This window comes from Polynucleobacter sp. MWH-CaK5 (genome assembly GCF_018687615.1).
Lineage (GTDB): Bacteria > Pseudomonadota > Gammaproteobacteria > Burkholderiales > Burkholderiaceae > Polynucleobacter.
The window spans coordinates 94,951-111,730 of sequence record NZ_CP061299.1 but is presented as its reverse complement, the minus strand read 5'-3'; the positions used below and the strand labels follow the sequence as shown (position 1 = coordinate 111,730).

Genomic DNA, 16,780 nt, shown 5'->3' with positions numbered 1-16,780 from the left:
CTTAACCTCTGTTCACATCCTTGGCTTGAACATCCACTGTCTTGCCATCGTTCTGACCTTGGATCTGATTAGCAGGATCTGCTGGCTTCTCTTCGCCATTCTTCATGCCATCTTTAAAGCCTTTAACAGCTCCACCCAAATCTGAACCAATGTTGCGCAATTTTTTAGTACCGAACACCAAAAGAACGATCACTAAAACAATAATCCAATGCCAAACGCTAAATGAACCCATTTTTTAACTCCTAATTAGTTTTTATTCCACGGACGGGGGCCACCCATCACATGCATGTGCAAATGGTAAACCTCTTGACCACCATCTACACCGTTATTGATAACTACACGAAAGCCCCCGGAGTCGCCAGGGCGGCATCCTTGCTCTTGGGCAAGGCGCGGTGCAATTGTTAACATTCTACCCAGTAATTCACCATCTGCGCTAGTCGTATTCATTAAATTAGCAAAATGACGCTTAGGCACAATCAGAAAATGAACCGGCGCCCCAGGATTTATGTCATGAAAGGCAAATAAATCCTCGTCTTCATAGACCTTTTTACTCGGTATTTGACCGGCAATGATTTTGCAAAAAATGCAATTTTCTGAATGATTGTGAGTAGATTCTTGGCTCATAAGACTGAACTTAGGGAAGATTAAGATTTTCTGGCGGCTTTTTCAGCAATGCCAGAAACCCCTTCGCGGCGCTCTAACTCAGCAATCACATCCTCAGGACGCAAATTGAACTGAGACAAAGCCACGAAACAGTGGAACCAAAGATCGGCAATCTCACCCACCAACTTGCTTTGCATTTCTGGGGCTAAGTTGGCAAAACGACTATCTTTGGCCGCCATCACAGTCTCAGCAGCTTCTTCGCCAATCTTTTTCAAGATCGCGTCATCGCCCTTACTGAATAACTTAGCAATATAAGAAACATCAGGATTGGCATTGCCTGCTAAAAAATCAGCACGACGAGCATCCACCACATCGGCCAATCGTTTGATTGCATCCATGCTGTTAATTAATTTGTTTTGCTCTGTCATATTTAGCTTTTTATTTAATGAGGCACTTATCTGAATGGAACAACTCTAAACTATTTTTTCCAAACAGGGCCATTGGATGTTTTTTCTAAATCCAAGAAAAAACAACTATGTTCACCCGTGTGACAAGCAATGCGATCCTTTTGATCCACTTTGATCAAAATCGTATCGCCATCACAATCCAAATGAATACTCTTCACTGTTTGCACATGGCCAGATTCTTCGCCCTTGTGCCAAATCTTTTTTCTAGAACGCGACCAATACACGGCCTCGCCTTTTTCTAAAGTGAGCTGCAATGATTCACGGTTCATCCACGCCATCATCAGCACGTCACCCGTATCAAACTCTTGAGCGATCACAGCCACCAAGCCCTGCTCATTCCAAGTCACTTGGTCTAGCCAGTTATTTGATTGTGCGTTTTTATCACTCATGTCAATTCCAAATCGATTCGGTTAAATACGTTAGATGCCTTAGACACCTTAAATGCTAAAGGCGCACCGGTATACCTTGCTCGGCCATCAACTGTTTGGCTTGACCCACGGTGTATTCACCAAAGTGAAAAATACTCGCGGCCAACACTGCATCAGCATGACCTTCTTTGATGCCATCAGCCAAATGCTGCAAATTGCCCACGCCACCTGATGCAATCACCGGCACAGACACAGCATCACTCACTGCACGGGTCAAAGCTAAATCAAATCCATTTTTTGTGCCGTCGCGATCCATGCTGGTCAATAAAATTTCACCAGCACCTCGCTTGGCTACTTCTTGCGCCCAAGCAATGGCATTGATACCCGAATTCTTTCGACCACCATGCGTGAACACTTCCCACACACCTGGTGAAGTTTGTTTGGCATCAATGGCCACCACGATGCATTGCGAACCATACTTGGCCGCGGAATCAGAGACTAAATCTGGGTTGGCCACGGCAGCAGAGTTCATGCCCACTTTATCTGCACCAGCATTCAGCAAACGACGCACATCGGCCACAGCACGAACACCGCCACCGACTGTTAAAGGAATGAACACTTGTGAGGCCACATCTTCGATGATGTGCAAAATCAAATCACGCTCATCAGATGTGGCAGTGATATCTAAAAAAGTAATTTCATCGGCGCCCTGATCGTCATAACGCTTGGCAATTTCAACAGGGTCACCAGCATCACGCAACTCAACAAAGTTCACGCCCTTGACCACCCGACCTGCGGTGACGTCTAAACAAGGAATGATTCTTTTTGAAAGCATGAATGTTTTATTACTTTTTTATTTGTTTGTTTATTTAATGATGATCAAGGACTTAATAAATTCTTACCGTCACTTCTTACCATCGGCATACTTCTGAGCTTTGGCAAGATCAAGATCACCGGTATAAATCGCACGGCCTGCGATCACGCCCATCACACCCTCTGGCTCAGCAGCGCACAAAGCATCAATGTCTTTCATATTGGTCAAGCCACCACTGGCAATGATTGGAATGTTCACCGCTTGCGCCAACTTCACAGTGGCGTCCATATTGATACCTTGCAACATACCATCGCGACCAATGTCGGTATAGACAATGGCTTCAACACCATAGTCTTCGTATTTTTTTGCTAAATCAATCACTTCATGGCCGGTTAATTTGCTCCAACCATCGGTGGCCACTTTGCCATCTTTGGCATCTAGACCAACAATGATGTGCCCTGGAAAAGCCACACATGCGTCTTGTAAAAATCCTGGGTTCTTCACCGCAGCCGTACCAATGATCACGTAGCTGATGCCATCATCCAATAAACGCTCAATGGTTTCTAGATCACGAATACCACCACCCAATTGAACAGGAATATCGTCACCAACCGCTTTTAAAATTGATTTAATCGCAGATTCATTTTTAGGTTTACCAGCAAAGGCACCATCCAAATCAACCAAGTGCAAACGACGTGCACCCTGTTCAACCCAGTGCTTTGCCATCGCGCCTGGATCTTCCGAGAAAGTCGTGACTTTATCCATATCACCTTGCTCTAAACGAACACAGTGGCCTTGTTTGAGATCAATTGCAGGTATTAACAACATGATAGATATTTAATAAAAATGATTAAGGTTGCCAACGAGTGAAATTCTGATACAAACGCAAACCTAAGTGTGCGCTTTTTTCTGGGTGAAACTGTGTTGCAAAAATATTATCTTTTGCCACGGCACATGTAAACAAAGATCCGTAATCTGTTGCACCTACAGTATGAGCTGAATTAGCAGGAACTGCATAGTAGCTGTGCACAAAATAAAAGGCGCTGTTATCTGGAATACCTTCCCACAATGCGTGCTTTTGAACTTGTTGCACTTGATTCCAACCCATGTGCGGCACTTTGAAGTGTGAGCCATCCGCCTGATTTTTTCCAGCCAAATCAAAACGAATCACCTTGCCTGGCAACAAACCAAGACCTGGGGTGACATTTGTTCCAGCGGGTGCATCAAAACGAACCTCGGTACTACTCTCAAACAGCATTTGCTCACCCACACAAACACCCAACATTGGTTTGGTGCGGCTGGCTTCTAAAACGGCGTCCAATAATCCAGACTCTTGTAAATGTGACATGCAATCAGGCATGGCACCTTGTCCTGGGAGCACCACTTTGTCTGCGGCTTTAATTTCTTCAACTTTTGAAGAGATCATCACTTTTGCTTCAGGAGCAGCATGCATCAATGCCTGCGCAACTGAGCGCAGATTACCCATTCCGTAATCGACAATGGCAATGCTTGGTGAATTTTTAGACAAGGTCTGAACCTAATAGCGGACAGGTGAGTGGACGAGTTTTTACAAACTACCTTTTGTAGAAGGAACCACACCACTGGCACGAGGGTCTAATTCCAAAGCCATGCGCAAAGCACGACCAAAGGCCTTAAACACTGTTTCAATTTGGTGGTGCGCATTGATGCCGCGAATATTGTCGATGTGCAAAGTCACACCCGCGTGGTTCACGAACCCGCGGAAAAACTCAATCGTCAAATCAACATCAAAATCACCCACGCGTGCGCGTGTGAAAGGTACATGGAACTCCAAACCTGGACGACCTGAGAAATCAATCACAACGCGTGACAAGGTTTCATCCAATGGCACATAAGAATGGCCATAACGAGTGATGCCTTTTTTATCGCCTACTGCCTTAGCAATCGCTTGACCCAAAGTGATGCCCACATCTTCAACAGTGTGGTGATCGTCAATATGCGTGTCGCCTTTGGCTGTAACAGCCAAGTCGATCATGCCATGGCGAGCAATTTGATCAAGCATGTGATCTAGGAATGGAACCCCAGAATTAAGTTGAGCTTTACCCGTGCCATCCAGGTTGAGAGCAATCTGGATTTGGGTTTCTGAGGTGTTACGAGTGACGTCTACGTTGCGCATACCGTCATAATATCACCGTCCCCCTGAAATTCCACCCCGTGGTAACCTTCTGAAGGTGCTGATTTTGAACGAAATTAGCTAAAAATCATTGAAATAACCGTATAAATTACTGAATTAATAAGGCAAGACAAGAAGATGAGCCGTTTTTGGAGCAAAACTGTTAAAGAGTTAACGCCCTATGTTCCGGGCGAACAACCCAAATTAAGCCAGCTCATCAAGCTCAATACCAATGAGAGCCCTTATGGCCCCTCTCCAAAAGCATTGGCCGCAATCGCCGCCGCCAATACCGAAGCCCTGCGTCTTTATCCGGACCCAAATTCTGATGCCTTGAAGCAAAGCATTGCCAAACTTCATGGTCTGACAGCCAATCAAGTATTTGTTGGCAATGGTTCCGATGAAGTCTTAGCCCATTTGTTTTTAGGTTTACTCAAACACGAAGACCCCATTCTATTTCCGGACATTACTTACAGTTTTTATCCGGTCTACTGCAAACTCTACGGCATCGCTTTTGAGAACATTCCACTGAGCGATGACTTTTCAATTTCAGTTGCTGACTACCTGAAGAAAAATAATGGTCGTAATGGCGGCATCATTTTCCCGAACCCGAATGCACCCACAGGTAAAGCACTGCCATTAAAAGTCATTGAAACATTGCTTCAATCCAACAAAGACAGCGTTGTGGTGATTGATGAAGCGTATGTTGATTTTGGAACTTCATCAGCCGTGCCATTGATCAAGCAATACAACAACCTATTGGTTACTCACACCCTATCAAAGTCATATGCTTTGGCTGGCTTGCGTGTGGGTTATGCCGTGGGTCATCCTGATTTGATTGAAGCACTTGAGCGCGTTAAAAACAGTTTTAACTCTTACCCGATTGATAAATTAGCGATGGCTGGCGCTATGGCAGCGATTGAAGATCAAGATTACTTGAAGAAGATCAGTCAGGCTGTCATCAAAACGCGTGAGAACTTGATTCAATCACTGAATGCTCTTGGCTTTGAAACCATTCCGTCTTCGGCCAATTTCATTTTCACGAAACATCCTAAACACGATGCTGCAAAATTATCAGCATCACTTCGCGAAAAACACATCATCGTGCGTCATTTCAAATTACCGAGGATTGATCAATATCTTCGCATCACCATCGGCACTGACGAACAGTGTGATGCCTTAGTTAAAGCGATCAAAGAGATTCTTTAACTAACTTTGGAATATTGCATCCGTTATTCGTCTTTACTTTTTCAATAACTGCTTTATTCATCTGATCTGTGGTCACTTTTTTATTTGAAGTGCCAAAAAATCCTTTTATCTCGGATATAGCTGATATTTGACAAGTATCCACTTAGGCGATACCTCTTGTAAAAAATGCCACTGCACTAATACCCACTGACATGCATGCGACCATCAAGCCTCCCAGGCGATTGAATAGTTTGCTAGTTAACACATCTGCCATGCAGTTAATTTTGCCTTCTAAATCGGAAACCTTGCCGTCCAAGTGTTTAAATTTCACATCAAGAAGATCAATTTTCTTATCTAGATGATCAAACTTTTGATCAATTTTTTCATTCAACTGATCTCTAACTTCATACAACTCTTTCTTGGTTGAAAAGTCATGTGTGGCATTTAAATTCATGCCCACACCTTCGGCGATGACCTCTGCCTGAGATTGACTGAACCCAACAGCTTGTAATTCTTTTGAGTATTGAAGGGTGCTGAATGATGTTATGTTCATATTGTCTCCTCTTAAAACAGAATTTTATAGTTTTTATAAGTAAGAAATCAAATCGACAAAAGTAATGGCACACAGTTTGTGTGCCATTACTTTTAATACTTTTTATTGGATTACTTCTTGAGTCTTAACTCGGCGGCTCTTGCGTGAGCTTGTAAACCTTCGCCGTGCGCTAAGGTGCTGGCGATCTGTCCTAGCTTTTGAGCACCTGTTTCACTGACCTCGATCATGCTTGAACGCTTGATGAAATCATAAACACCCAAAGGAGATGAAAAGCGTGACGTTCTCATCGTCGGTAAAACGTGATTCGGTCCAGCGCAATAATCACCCAAAGACTCACTGGTGTATGGGCCCATGAAAATCGCGCCCGCATGACGAATTAACTCTGACCATTGACGAGGATTGTCTGCGCAAATTTCTAAATGCTCGGCTGCAATTGAATTAGCAATTTCACAAGCCTCATGCATGTCTTTGACCAAAATCATCGCGCCACGATCTTGCAATGATTTTTTAATCACTGCCTGTCTTGGCATCTCTGGCAAAAACTTCAAAATGCTGGCTTGGACTTGATCAATGAATGATTGACTTGGGCACAACAAAATAGATTGGGCCAATTCATCATGTTCAGCTTGTGAGAACAAATCCATCGCAATCCAATCTGGATTGGTATTGCCATCACACAAAACTAAAATCTCTGATGGGCCTGCAATCATATCGATACCAACAGTACCAAATACGCGACGCTTAGCAGCCGCCACATAAGCATTACCCGGACCGACAATCTTATCGACCGCTGGAATTGTTTCTGTGCCATAAGCCAAAGCACCCACAGCTTGAGCACCACCAATGGTGAAGGCTCGATCCACACCAGCGACTGCTGCAGCAGCCAAAACCAATGGATTGCGTACACCATCAGGTGTTGGCACCACCATGATGACTTCACTCACACCAGCCACCTTCGCTGGAATGGCGTTCATCAACACAGATGATGGATAGGCAGCTTTACCGCCTGGAACATACAAACCTGCACGATCCAAAGGCGTTACCTTTTGACCTAAACGAGTACCGTCTTCATCAGCGTAGTCCCAGCTGTGACAACCTGATTCAATCTTTTGACGCTCGTGATAACTTTTAACTCTGGCAGCTGCGGCCTCTAAAGCGGTTCTTTGTTCTTTTCGCAAAGATTCAAGCGCTGCAAATAATTCTGTTTTTGTAATTTCTAATGATTTGATTGAACTTGCTTGCTCTTTAGAGAGGCGATCAAAATTTTGCGTGTAGTCCAATACAGCTTGGTCACCACGCGCTTTGACATCGGCCAAAATTTTTGCTGCAGCTAAATCAATCGCTTCGTCATCTGCTGCATCAAAAGCCAATAGCTTTTTAAGCGCAGATGAAAAATCAGCGTCTTGACTATTGAGTTGGCGAACAAGATTGGTCATCAGAACATCACACTTTTGAAAATGCGTCTAACAAAGCTTGCAAATCAGCACGGCGTCTCTTGTACGCGGCCTGATTCACGACCAAGCGAGAACTGATCTGACTGATCACTTCAACTTCTTTTAATTGATTGGCTTTTAAAGTATTGCCCGTAGACACCAAATCAACAATGGCATCCGCCAAGCCAACCAATGGGCCTAATTCCATTGAGCCGTACAATTTGATCAAATCAACGTGAACACCTTTATTAGCAAAGTGTTCGCGTGCCTGTTCGACATACTTTGTCACCACGCGCAAACGAGCGCCTTGGCGAACCGCGTTTACATAATCAAATCCTTCACGAACAGCCACTGACATACGACACTTTGCAATACCCAAATCGATGGGCGCATACAAACCATCCATGCCGTGTTCTGCCAATACATCGTAACCAGCCACACCTAAATCAGCAGCCCCGTATTGCACATACGTTGGCACATCAGATGCTCGGACGATGATCACCCTTAGATTAGGACTGGAAGTTGGCAAGATTAATTTGCGTGAAGTCTCTGGATCTTCAGACACAGTGATACCCGCCTTTGCCAGCATCGGCAAAGTTTCATCAAAGATACGGCCCTTGGATAGGGCCAAAGTAATCATTTTGGACATGGCTCTATTATTTCATGCGAACGATGTTAGCGCCTACTGCGGCTAATTTTTTCTCCATCCGGTCATATCCGCGGTCCAAATGGTAAATCCGATCCACAATCGTCTCGCCCTGAGCGGCCAAGCCAGCAATCACCAAACTGGCAGATGCCCGCAAATCCGTGGCCATCACAATGGCTCCGGATAAGCCTTTGACTCCCTCGGTGGTGGCAGTATTGCCCTCAATCACAATATTGGCACCCAAGCGATTCAGCTCTTGAACGTGCATAAAACGATTTTCAAAGATGGTTTCCGTGACCCGTGATGTGCCATTGGCAATCGCATTCATGGCCATGAACTGGGCCTGCATATCAGTTGGGAAGGCTGGGTATTCAGAAGTCTTGAAACTAACGGCTTTAGGACGTTGATTCATGGTCACATGGATCCAATCAGCCCCCACTTCAATCTTTAAACCCGCTTCGCGCAATTTATCAATCACCACATCCAAGGTATCAGGACGAGCATTTTTAATCATCAGATCAGCGCCCAATTCACCCATGGCACCAGCCACGCACATGAATGTGCCAGTTTCAATACGATCCGGAATAATGCTGTGCTCAGCACCATGCAAAGCTTTAACTCCCTTGATGATCAAACGATCAGTACCAAGACCCTTGATGTTGGCGCCCATCTTGATCAGCAATTCTGCTAAATCAGTCACCTCTGGTTCACGGGCAGCATTTTCTAAAACTGTTTCACCCTCAGCCAGCACTGCAGCCATCATCAAGTTTTCTGTGCCAGTGACCGTGATCATGTCGGTCAAAATTTTTGCACCCACCAAGGCATTCGGATTTTTACCAAACTTTGCTTCGATGTAACCATGCTCAATATGAATATCCGCACCCATGGCTTTCAAGCCCTTGATGTGCTGATCCACTGGGCGCGCACCAATCGCACAACCACCTGGCAAAGATACTTTGGCATGGCCAAAACGCGCCAACAATGGACCTAATACCAAGATAGACGCGCGCATGGTTTTCACCAAGTCATAAGAAGCTTCCGGCGTATGAATTTCAGAGCCATCCAAAATAACCACTGAACGATCTTCCGGATTCGGGAATGTAACCTTCAAGCCCATCTGCGCCAAAATTTTTAGAATTGTGCGCACATCCTGAAGATCAGGGAGATTTCTTAAAGTGATCGGCTCGGCGCTTAAAAGACCTGCACACAAAATCGGCAGTGCCGCGTTTTTAGCACCCGTGATGGTGATCTCACCTTTTAAAGGGATGCCGCCTTGTATTGATAACTTATCCACGTCTTATAACCTTTTAATTATTTCCCAGCCGCATGCTCTTCTGGCGTCAATGCCTTGAATGATAGGGCATGAATCTCAGACTTCATCCGATCGCCCAAAGCAGCATAGACTTTTTGATGACGCTGGACCAAACGCAAGCCCTCAAAGTCAGCACTCACAATCGTAGCAAAAAAATGTTGGCCATCTCCCTCAACCTCGAGATGAAGGCAATTAATGCCATTGGCAATATAGCTTTTGACTTGTTCAGGTGTTGGCAACATATGAATATCTCTTTTAAATAACAACCATCAATGAAATAAAGCTCATCAATGTCTTAATTTATAACCGGTCGATAACAGCTTCAAGGTTAAACCAGCCACCCCAGTAAAGAAAACGCCGATGATCAATAAGCTGAACCAAGGTGACACATCAGAAATGCCAAAAAACCCATATCTAAAACCATCGATCATGTAGAAGAATGGGTTGAAATGAGAAATGGTTTGCCAAATGGGTGGCAAGCTGTGAATCGAATAAAAAACTCCCGACAACATCGTCGCAGGCATGATGAAGAAATTCTGGAATGCCGCCAACTGATCAAACTTTTCAGCCCAAATACCTGCGATCAAACCCAATGCTGCTAATAGTGCAGCACTCAAGAGGCCAAAGACAATCACCCACAAAGGATGAACAAAACTCATATCTGTGAACCAGCAGGTTGCCAAAAACACACCCGCTCCTACAGCAATGCCTCTGACCATGGCAGCCAAGACATAAGCAGAGAAGAATTCAAAATGTGACAGAGGCGCCAGTAATACAAAAATCAAATTGCCTGTGATTTTTGACTGAATCAAAGATGACGATGTATTCGCAAAAGAATTTTGCAATAAGCTCATCATCACCAAACCAGGAATCAAAAATGCGGTGTAGCCAATGGTTTCATACACCTTGACATGATCTTCTAAGACATGGCCAAAAATCATCAGATACAAGATGGCTGTTAAAACTGGTGCCGCCACCGTTTGAAAGCTCACGCGCCAAAATCTTTTGACTTCTTTATAGAAGAGCGCATAAAAACCACTGCTTGATTCGAAGGTATTCAAATTTGATTGACTCAAGAAGCACTCTCCTCTTGCATGATTTGCATGAAGACATCTTCCAAGTCGCCATCTTTGGCATTTGGGTTTTTTACTCTTGCCAATAAATTAGCAGTCGTATCTAAGGCCACGATTTGACCTTTTTTTAGCATCGCGATGCGATTACACAATTGCTCTGCCTCTTCAAGGTAATGAGTGGTCAACACAATCGTGTGACCTTCTTGATTCAAGCGACTGATGAACTTCCAAAGCGATTGGCGCAACTCCACATCCACACCCGCTGTTGGCTCATCCAAAACAATCACGGGTGGGCGATGAACCAAAGCCTGAGCTACCAAGACACGGCGCTTCATACCGCCAGAAAGAGCACGCATGTTTTTATTGGCTTTATCAGTTAAGCCCAAGTGGTGCATGATTTCATCTATCCAGGCGCCATTATTTTTAATACCAAAGTAACCTGATTGAAACTCAAGTGCCTCGCGAACATTGAAAAAGGGATCAAATACCAATTCTTGTGGAACTATGCCGAGCAAACGTCTGGCTGCACGAAAGTCTGTTTGAACATCATGACCCATGACTTTTACTTGACCATGAGTTGGTTTGCATAAGCCAGCCAAGATAGAAATGAGTGTTGTTTTACCAGCCCCGTTAGGACCTAACAATCCAAAGAACTCGCCCTCTTCAATACTTAAATTAATGTCATTAAGTGCTAGTAAAGGGCCGTAATTTTTACTGAGGTTTTTAAATTCAATCGCACTCATGCAAGCACAACATCTGATAAACCATAAACCGTTGCTAGGCTCGCTAGTTTTTCAGGTATGGCGTCTAATTGAATATTGACTGACTGCATTTGCGCTTGACGCTTGATCGATAAAATCATGCTCAAGGCACTCGAGTCGAACGATTGCAAGTCCTTGCAGTCAATCACCATCAAACTTCCCTGCGCCAAAGTCTTCATCATGCCAAGCCCATCGGCTAACACGGACTCAACATTCGCGTGATCAATCTTTGCAGGAAATTTGAAGCTAGCAGTCATTGTTATTTAGCGTTGGCCAAAGAATTATTTCTTTGTTGTAAAAACTGAATCAAGCCGTCAATACCACCCTTACTGACCTGGTCATTGAATTGGTTGCGGTATGACTCAACCAACCATGCACCCAAAATATTGATGTCATAAACACGCCAAGCGTTCGCGGTCTTTTCTAAGCGATAGTCCAACTGAATTGGCTCGCCCTTACCGACAACTACTGTTCTAACAATCACATCGATGTCATCTGCAGACGCTCTGAATGGCTTGTATTGAATCTTTTGATCCTTTACTTGCGCCAAAGCGCCACCATAGATACGTATCAATAGCGTCTTAAATTCTTGCGTGATCAAAGCTTGCTGCGCGGGTGTAGCCTTCGGCCAGTTGCGGCCCATCGCTAAGCGAGTGGTTTTTTGAAAGTCACTGTAAGGCAAAATCTTTTGATCAACCAAAGCATTGATTTTTCTTAAATCACCACTTTGAATGGCTTTATCAGATTTGATGGTGTTCATAACATCTTCAACCACAAACTTCACCAAGCCATCTGGTGTACTCATATTGGCTGCAGCTTGCGGCGCTTGAGCAAAAGAAGCTGTTGCTGTGATCAATGTCAAAGCAATAGTTGCAAATGTTTTATTCAAAATAGGGTGCATCATTAGTCGAGGTGCCTTATTTAATAGATCTGTCTCAGATACCTAAATTGTATAGATAATGCCGAGCAATTTCAGAGGGTCAGTCTTTCTCGTCAATCTTCCTCTTTCACAGGAGGGGGATTACCGTCATAAACCTGATTGCGGCGACGCTGTAAATAGCCATCTCTCATGAAACTGTACTTATCAAATGCAGCATCTTCTAAAAGTTGCCCTGCATCCAATAAGTCTGCACGACGATTGATCACTCTTAGGGCATTCACAGCGATTTTTTCATCGCTATTGAGTTTATTGGTGTTGATCATGAAATCAGTTTCGATATCAACCACCAAACCAACTGTATCTCTCACGTTGCTTGGGCCGAAGAATGGCAACACAACATATGGGCCATCAGAAATACCCCAAACGCCAAGTGTTTGGCCGAAGTCTTCTCTATTCTTATCCAAACCCATATCAGTCGCCACATCAAACAAACCCAAAACACCGATGGTCGAGTTAATTAAAAATCGTCCAATATCACTCGCCGCTTCTACAGGTTTAGCTTGCAATAAATTATTGGCTGCAATCAACACATCATTGATGTTACTAAAAAAGTTTGTTACGCCTGTGCGAACAAATTCAGGCAAGACAAATTTATAGGCCTGCGCAATTGGCTTGATCACATAATCATCAGCCGCTTCGTTGAATGAGAAAACAGCACGATTCATGGGCTCAAATGGATCGATCTTGGCAACGCGCTCATTTTGTTGAGTGGTGGCACAACCTGTCATCACGATCACGCTGAACATCAAGATTTTTTTTATGATTGTTTTATTGATTAAGTTCAACATATTGAATCGCTACTCTTCTTTCTTTTAAGTGTTCGGTCTATTTCTTGTCCGATGGCGCGCCATCGGAAGCTTTGTTATATAAAAACTGACTGATCAGATTTTCTAAAACGATGGCTGATTGTGTTTGAGCTAACTTGCTACCACCAGCAATCATGGCTTCATCGCCGCCAGCTTCTAAACCAATGTACTGCTCACCCAACAAACCAGAAGTCAAAATCTTGGCAGAACTGTCTTTAGGGAACTTATAACGCTCTTCTAAATTCATGAACACCGTGGCTTGATAACTTTGATCATCAAAACGAATTTCTGAAACACGGCCAACCACCACGCCTGCGCTCTTCACAGGAGCACGAGGTTTTAATCCGCCAATGTTGTCAAACTTGGCGCTGACCTGATAAGTTGGCTCAAAAGTAAAAGCACTCATATTCCCAGCCTTCAATGCTAAAAATAGCAAAGCCAAGAGGCCGAGCGCCACAAATAAACCGACCCAGATATCTAATGATTGTTTTTTCATAATATTTACAGAATTTATAAGACTTTATCAGCTTGAGAACATCACTGCAGTTAAAAGGAAATCCAGCGCCAATACTGCTAAGGAAGCAATCACCACTGTTCGAGTGGTTGCTCTTGCAACACCCTCTGGTGTTGGCTTAGCTTCATGACCTTGATACAAAGCAATAAAAGTAACAGCAACGCCAAACACCATGCTCTTGATCACACCATTACCAATGTCTTTAACGACATCAACACCAGCTTGCATTTGTGCCCAAAACGCACCGTCGTCCACACCGATCAATGGTACACCCACCAAATATCCACCCATGATGCCCACCGCACTGAAAATGGCAGCCAGGATTGGCATGGCGATGATGCCAGCCCACAATCTTGGAGCAATCACTCGCGTCAAAGGATCCACGGCCATCATTTCCATGGCGCTTAATTGTTCGCCTGCTTTCATAAGTCCAATTTCAGCGGTCAACGATGTTCCAGCACGGCCAGCAAATAAAAGCGCGGTGACCACTGGGCCCAATTCACGAACCAATGACAAAGCCACCAATAAACCAAGGGCCTGCTCAGAACCATAACGATTCAAGGTGTAATAACCTTGCAAGCCCAAAACAAAACCAACAAATAATCCTGATACAGCAATGATCACAAAAGAATAATTGCCAACAAAATGTACTTGATCAGTGACCAAGCGAGGACGCTTCAGCAAGAAGGCAGAGCGTCGCATGATGGTGACAAACATCCTTGAGGCATAACCGAGCCCCACTAGATGCTCTCGAACAAAGGCACCCAAATTACCTAATGTATTTAAAACACTGTTCATGACTGAGCTCCAAAATCTTCAGCCAATGTTTTTCCAGGGTAATGGAATGGCACAGGACCATCAGGATCAGCAGAAACAAACTGCTTCACAAATGGATCTGTTGATAGTTTCAAATCATCTGGAGTGCCTTCAGCAGCAATCGTTCCGTTTGCAATGAAATAAACATAATCTGCAATTTCAAATGTTTCCGGAATATCGTGGGTCACCAAAATGCTGGTGGCACCCAAAGCCTGATTCATATTTTTAATCAAGCGAGCAGTGATGCCCAAAGAAATCGGATCCAAGCCAGCGAATGGCTCGTCGTACATGATCAATGGAGGATCCAGCGCAATGGCTCTCGCAAGAGCCACGCGTCTAGCCATACCACCTGAAATTTGTGAAGGCATTAAATCACGCGCTCCGCGCAAACCAACAGCATTGAGTTTCATCAGCACCAAATCACGCAAAGTTGCTTCACTTAATTTGGTATGTTCGCGCAATGGGAAGGCGACGTTTTCAAAAACACTCATGTCAGTGAATAAAGCACCAAACTGAAACAGCATGCCCATGCGACGACGTGCAGCCATCAATTGCTGGGTGTTCATCAAGCCAACGTTTTGACCTTCAAACAAAACTTCACCTTGTTGCGCTGTGACTTGTCCACCAATCAAACGCAAGACCGTGGTTTTACCGCAACCAGAACCACCCATCACAGCAATCACTTTGCCGCGCGGGAACTCCATGTTGAGGCCAGAAAGAATGTTTCTTTCCCCAGGCGCATAAGAAAAGTCGACGCCTTTTAGTGAAACAATTGATTCAGTGGGATTTGTCATTTACAGACTGCCACCATGTTTTTTATTGAAATCATGATGGCAGTGTATCAATAGCTGATGATGTTTAATCAATTAACGTGGCAAAACGCTGCTACCCATCAAAAACTCGTCAACAGCTCGCGCACATTGACGACCTTCACGAATAGCCCACACTACCAAAGATTGACCGCGACGCATGTCGCCTGCAGCAAAAATCTTAGGCACATTAGTGTAGTAAGCCTTTTCACCTTCGGTACTGGCTTTAGCATTACCGCGAGGATCTTTTTCAACACCAAATGCATCCAATACTTGCTGAGCTGGTGACACAAAGCCCATAGCTAAAAACACCAAATCTGCTTTCATTTCAAATTCGCTGCCAGCAATCTCCTGCATCTTGCCGTCTTTCCATTCAAGACGCACACCGATCAACTTTTCAACCTTGCCGTTTTTACCTTCAAAACGCTTGGTAGCCACTGACCAATCACGATCACAGCCTTCATCGTGCGATGAAGATGTGCGTAACTTGGTTGGCCAATAAGGCCAAACCAATGGTTTATTTTCTTGCTCAGGTGGCTGAGGCAATAATTCAAATTGTGAGATTGAAGCTGCGCCATGACGATTCGATGTACCCACACAGTCTGAACCAGTGTCACCACCACCAATCACGATCACATGCTTGCCGTCTGCACGGATTTCATTTTTGTTATCTCCAGCAACTTCTTTGTTCTGAGGAATCAAAAACTCTAATGCGTAATGAATGCCTGATAGCTCACGACCAGGAACAGGCAAATCACGTGGTTGCTCAGCACCACCAGTGATCACCACAGCGTCAAAGTCTTTTTGTAACTGCTCTGGAGAAACCACCTTCTTGGAGTAATTCTTAACTTCTTTACCCAAAGTATCTTTACCAACAAAAGTACCTGTCTCAAATTTCACGCCTTCGGCCTTCATCTGCTCGACACGACGATCAATCAAGGTTTTTTCCATCTTGAAGTCAGGAATGCCATAACGCAACAAACCACCCACGCGATCGTTCTTTTCATAAAGCGTGACATCATGTCCCACACGAGCCAATTGCTGTGCTGCGGCCATGCCCGCAGGACCTGATCCAACGATGGCTACTTTCTTGCCTGTTTTTTGTTTGGCAATCTGAGGCTTCACCCAATCATTGGCCCATGCTTTATCAATGATGGCGTGCTCAATTGATTTGATGCCCACTGGCTCTTCATGAATACCCAATGTGCAAGCAGCTTCACAAGGTGCTGGACAAATACGACCGGTGAACTCAGGGAAATTATTGGTTGAATGCAAAACATCAATCGCATTCTTCCAATCCTGTTGATACACCAAATCATTGAAGTCAGGGATGATGTTATTGACTGGGCAACCGTTATTGCAAAACGGAATGCCGCAATCCATGCAACGTGCACCCTGAGTTTTTGCCTCATCATCAGACAAAGTCATCACAAATTCTTTGTAATGCTTCACGCGTTTTTGTGGCTCCTCATAATGCTCGCTGAGGCGCTCAAATTCCATAAATCCAGTGACCTTACCCATCTTTATT

The 16,780-nt window shown here is 44.3% G+C and carries 23 protein-coding genes; 1 reads left to right on the top strand and 22 read right to left on the bottom strand.

Annotated features, from left to right (window positions below; genetic code table 11):
• Position 1 precedes the first annotated feature (1 nt).
• From tatA to hisB, 8 genes are all read right to left on the bottom strand, one after another.
• Positions 2–232, bottom strand: a complete 231-nt coding sequence (gene tatA / locus GQ367_RS00625) for a Sec-independent protein translocase subunit TatA (RefSeq protein WP_215290626.1) — start codon at positions 230–232, stop codon at positions 2–4.
• A 14-nt stretch (positions 233–246) separates the two neighbouring features.
• A complete protein-coding gene (locus tag GQ367_RS00620) occupies positions 247–624 on the bottom strand; it encodes a histidine triad nucleotide-binding protein (RefSeq protein WP_215290625.1) in 378 nt (125 codons plus the stop codon).
• Positions 625–644: 20 nt separating this feature from the next.
• The gene (locus GQ367_RS00615; RefSeq protein ID WP_215290624.1) at positions 645–1,031 is read right to left on the bottom strand and encodes a phosphoribosyl-ATP diphosphatase; all 387 of its coding nucleotides are present in this window, start codon (positions 1,029–1,031) and stop codon (positions 645–647) included.
• A 50-nt stretch (positions 1,032–1,081) separates the two neighbouring features.
• The gene (gene hisI, locus GQ367_RS00610; RefSeq protein ID WP_215290623.1) at positions 1,082–1,459 is read right to left on the bottom strand and encodes a phosphoribosyl-AMP cyclohydrolase; all 378 of its coding nucleotides are present in this window, start codon (positions 1,457–1,459) and stop codon (positions 1,082–1,084) included.
• 55 nt (positions 1,460–1,514) lie between these two features.
• Complete coding sequence (hisF, locus tag GQ367_RS00605) at positions 1,515–2,273, bottom strand: imidazole glycerol phosphate synthase subunit HisF (RefSeq protein ID WP_215290622.1); 759 nt, start codon at positions 2,271–2,273, stop codon at positions 1,515–1,517.
• A gap of 69 nt (positions 2,274–2,342) precedes the next feature.
• Entirely contained in the window at positions 2,343–3,080 is a 738-nt protein-coding gene (gene hisA, locus GQ367_RS00600; protein WP_215290621.1) for a 1-(5-phosphoribosyl)-5-[(5-phosphoribosylamino)methylideneamino]imidazole-4-carboxamide isomerase, read from the bottom strand.
• Between the two features lie 22 nt (positions 3,081–3,102).
• Entirely contained in the window at positions 3,103–3,738 is a 636-nt protein-coding gene (gene hisH / locus GQ367_RS00595) for an imidazole glycerol phosphate synthase subunit HisH (protein WP_215291810.1), read from the bottom strand.
• Between the two features lie 81 nt (positions 3,739–3,819).
• Positions 3,820–4,407, bottom strand: coding sequence for an imidazoleglycerol-phosphate dehydratase HisB (gene hisB / locus GQ367_RS00590; RefSeq protein ID WP_215290620.1), 588 nt, complete (start codon positions 4,405–4,407; stop codon positions 3,820–3,822).
• 135 nt (positions 4,408–4,542) lie between these two features.
• On the opposite strand from hisB, the gene hisC reads away from it, so the two are divergent.
• Positions 4,543–5,610, top strand: coding sequence for a histidinol-phosphate transaminase (hisC, locus tag GQ367_RS00585; RefSeq protein WP_215290619.1), 1,068 nt, complete (start codon positions 4,543–4,545; stop codon positions 5,608–5,610).
• A gap of 142 nt (positions 5,611–5,752) precedes the next feature.
• Here hisC and GQ367_RS00580 read toward each other — a convergent pair whose 3' ends face one another.
• The 14 genes from GQ367_RS00580 to GQ367_RS00515 form a co-directional block, all read right to left on the bottom strand.
• On the bottom strand, positions 5,753–6,142 hold the full coding sequence (locus GQ367_RS00580; protein WP_215290618.1) for a hypothetical protein: 390 nt from the start codon (positions 6,140–6,142) through the stop codon (positions 5,753–5,755).
• Between the two features lie 110 nt (positions 6,143–6,252).
• The gene (gene hisD / locus GQ367_RS00575) at positions 6,253–7,578 is read right to left on the bottom strand and encodes a histidinol dehydrogenase (protein ID WP_215290617.1); all 1,326 of its coding nucleotides are present in this window, start codon (positions 7,576–7,578) and stop codon (positions 6,253–6,255) included.
• Positions 7,579–7,585: 7 nt separating this feature from the next.
• Positions 7,586–8,224: an ATP phosphoribosyltransferase gene (hisG, locus tag GQ367_RS00570; RefSeq protein WP_215290616.1), complete on the bottom strand. Its 639-nt coding sequence runs from the start codon at positions 8,222–8,224 to the stop codon at positions 7,586–7,588.
• Between the two features lie 7 nt (positions 8,225–8,231).
• Positions 8,232–9,515 carry a UDP-N-acetylglucosamine 1-carboxyvinyltransferase gene (gene murA / locus GQ367_RS00565; protein ID WP_215290615.1) on the bottom strand — a complete coding sequence of 428 codons (1,284 nt, stop codon included), beginning with the start codon at positions 9,513–9,515 and terminating at the stop codon, positions 8,232–8,234.
• A gap of 17 nt (positions 9,516–9,532) precedes the next feature.
• Positions 9,533–9,775 carry a BolA family protein gene (locus GQ367_RS00560; protein WP_215290614.1) on the bottom strand — a complete coding sequence of 81 codons (243 nt, stop codon included), beginning with the start codon at positions 9,773–9,775 and terminating at the stop codon, positions 9,533–9,535.
• 45 nt (positions 9,776–9,820) lie between these two features.
• A complete protein-coding gene (locus GQ367_RS00555; RefSeq protein ID WP_215290613.1) occupies positions 9,821–10,609 on the bottom strand; it encodes an ABC transporter permease in 789 nt (262 codons plus the stop codon).
• On the bottom strand, positions 10,606–11,349 hold the full coding sequence (locus GQ367_RS00550; protein WP_215290612.1) for an ABC transporter ATP-binding protein: 744 nt from the start codon (positions 11,347–11,349) through the stop codon (positions 10,606–10,608). Before GQ367_RS00550 ends, GQ367_RS00555 begins: the two co-directional genes overlap by 4 nt.
• On the bottom strand, positions 11,346–11,624 hold the full coding sequence (locus tag GQ367_RS00545; protein WP_215290611.1) for a lipid asymmetry maintenance protein MlaB: 279 nt from the start codon (positions 11,622–11,624) through the stop codon (positions 11,346–11,348). Before GQ367_RS00545 ends, GQ367_RS00550 begins: the two co-directional genes overlap by 4 nt.
• Positions 11,625–11,626: 2 nt before the next feature.
• Positions 11,627–12,271 carry a phospholipid-binding protein MlaC gene (locus tag GQ367_RS00540; RefSeq protein WP_251370170.1) on the bottom strand — a complete coding sequence of 215 codons (645 nt, stop codon included), beginning with the start codon at positions 12,269–12,271 and terminating at the stop codon, positions 11,627–11,629.
• Between the two features lie 89 nt (positions 12,272–12,360).
• Complete coding sequence (locus tag GQ367_RS00535; RefSeq protein WP_215290610.1) at positions 12,361–13,095, bottom strand: VacJ family lipoprotein; 735 nt, start codon at positions 13,093–13,095, stop codon at positions 12,361–12,363.
• Positions 13,096–13,132: 37 nt separating this feature from the next.
• A complete protein-coding gene (gene mlaD, locus GQ367_RS00530; protein WP_089515029.1) occupies positions 13,133–13,609 on the bottom strand; it encodes an outer membrane lipid asymmetry maintenance protein MlaD in 477 nt (158 codons plus the stop codon).
• 27 nt (positions 13,610–13,636) lie between these two features.
• Positions 13,637–14,425, bottom strand: a complete 789-nt coding sequence (mlaE, locus tag GQ367_RS00525; RefSeq protein WP_089515028.1) for a lipid asymmetry maintenance ABC transporter permease subunit MlaE — start codon at positions 14,423–14,425, stop codon at positions 13,637–13,639.
• Entirely contained in the window at positions 14,422–15,237 is an 816-nt protein-coding gene (locus GQ367_RS00520) for an ABC transporter ATP-binding protein (RefSeq protein WP_215290609.1), read from the bottom strand. Before GQ367_RS00520 ends, mlaE begins: the two co-directional genes overlap by 4 nt.
• 72 nt (positions 15,238–15,309) lie before the next feature.
• Positions 15,310–16,773 carry a glutamate synthase subunit beta gene (locus tag GQ367_RS00515; protein WP_215290608.1) on the bottom strand — a complete coding sequence of 488 codons (1,464 nt, stop codon included), beginning with the start codon at positions 16,771–16,773 and terminating at the stop codon, positions 15,310–15,312.
• Positions 16,774–16,780: the final 7 nt, after the last annotated feature.